Origin of the sequence: Flavonifractor sp. An112 (genome assembly GCF_002161085.1) — a bacterium.
GTDB classification, from domain to species: domain Bacteria; phylum Bacillota; class Clostridia; order Oscillospirales; family Oscillospiraceae; genus Flavonifractor; species Flavonifractor avicola.
The window spans coordinates 1-1,131 of the sequence record NZ_NFLU01000038.1 but is presented as its reverse complement, the minus strand read 5'-3'; the positions used below and the strand labels follow the sequence as shown (position 1 = coordinate 1,131).

The following is a 1,131-nucleotide window of genomic DNA, read 5'->3' as shown; positions in this document are numbered from 1 at the left end:
GATTCGGTTTTCGCCTACGGGGCTCTCACCCGCTATGGCCGGCCTTCCCATACCGTTCGGCTAACCTATCCTGCCGTTGTGTCGGTCCACAACCCCGAAGGATAAATCCTTCGGTTTGCCCTCTTCCGCGTTCGCTCGCCACTACTTGCGGAATCTCTGTTGATTTCTCTTCCTCGCCCTACTTAGATGTTTCAGTTCAGGCGGTTCCCCACCTACGCCTATTTGATTCAACGCAGGCTGACAGAGTATTGCTCTGCCGGGTTTCCCCATTCGGAAATCTGCGGGTCAAAGCTTATGTGCAGCTCACCGCAGCTTATCGCAGCTTGTCACGTCCTTCATCGGCTCCTGATGCCAAGGCATTCCCCTTGCGCTCTTTATAGCTTGACCTTAGTAGAACAGTCTCATTTCTGAGCTGTTCTCTATTCGATCATGAATTATGCAGGCCTCACAGAAGTTTTGCAATTGGCTACATTGTTTTACCCATTCACCAGAACGGCTTTCGCCATTCTATCTTTAAGTTCCACAACATTGCTGTTATTGCCCTCTGTTGCTTGCTCTTCATACTTTCAATCTGCATTGTTCAGTTTTCAAGGTGCTGACTTCCAGTCTTTTTCAAGACCAGATTGAAATACCTGACCTTCAGATATTTCAATCTAATATTGAATTGGTGGAGATAGTCGGGCTCGAACCGACGACCCCCTGCTTGCAAAGCAGGTGCTCTCCCAGCTGAGCTATACCCCCATCGAGAGAGAAGTGGTGGGCCCAAGTGGACTCGAACCACCGACCTCACGATTATCAGTCGTGCGCTCTAGCCAGCTGAGCTATGGGCCCGTAAATAGGTGCCATTCACTTCTTGCCTACCTGGCCCGCGTCGGCATAGCCGCCGCGGTACACGCTAAAAATATGCCGCCGGCATATCTTCTTAACGCGTGTACCCTCTAAATTAAACAACGTGAAAGCTCATTCGCTCCAGAAAGCTGACCGTAGGACGTTACAAACAACTCTCGGTTGCTTGAAGTCTCCTTAGAAAGGAGGTGATCCAGCCGCACCTTCCGATACGGCTACCTTGTTACGACTTCACCCCAATTATCGAACCCACCTTCGGCCGCGCCCCCCTTGCGGTTAGGCTAC

Annotated in this window: 2 tRNA genes and 2 rRNA genes; all 4 read right to left on the bottom strand. The window is 51.0% G+C overall.

The features are described 5' to 3' along the window. Nucleotides 1–387: ribosomal RNA gene (locus B5E56_RS14780) — 23S ribosomal RNA — on the bottom strand; the annotation flags it as partial. Nucleotides 388–665: 278 nt separating this feature from the next. Continuing rightward, nucleotides 666–741 (bottom strand) — tRNA-Ala (locus B5E56_RS14290). 13 nt (nucleotides 742–754) lie between these two features. After that, nucleotides 755–831, bottom strand: a tRNA-Ile gene (locus B5E56_RS14285). Nucleotides 832–1,027: 196 nt separating this feature from the next. After that, nucleotides 1,028–1,131 (bottom strand): 16S ribosomal RNA (locus B5E56_RS14280); the annotation flags it as partial.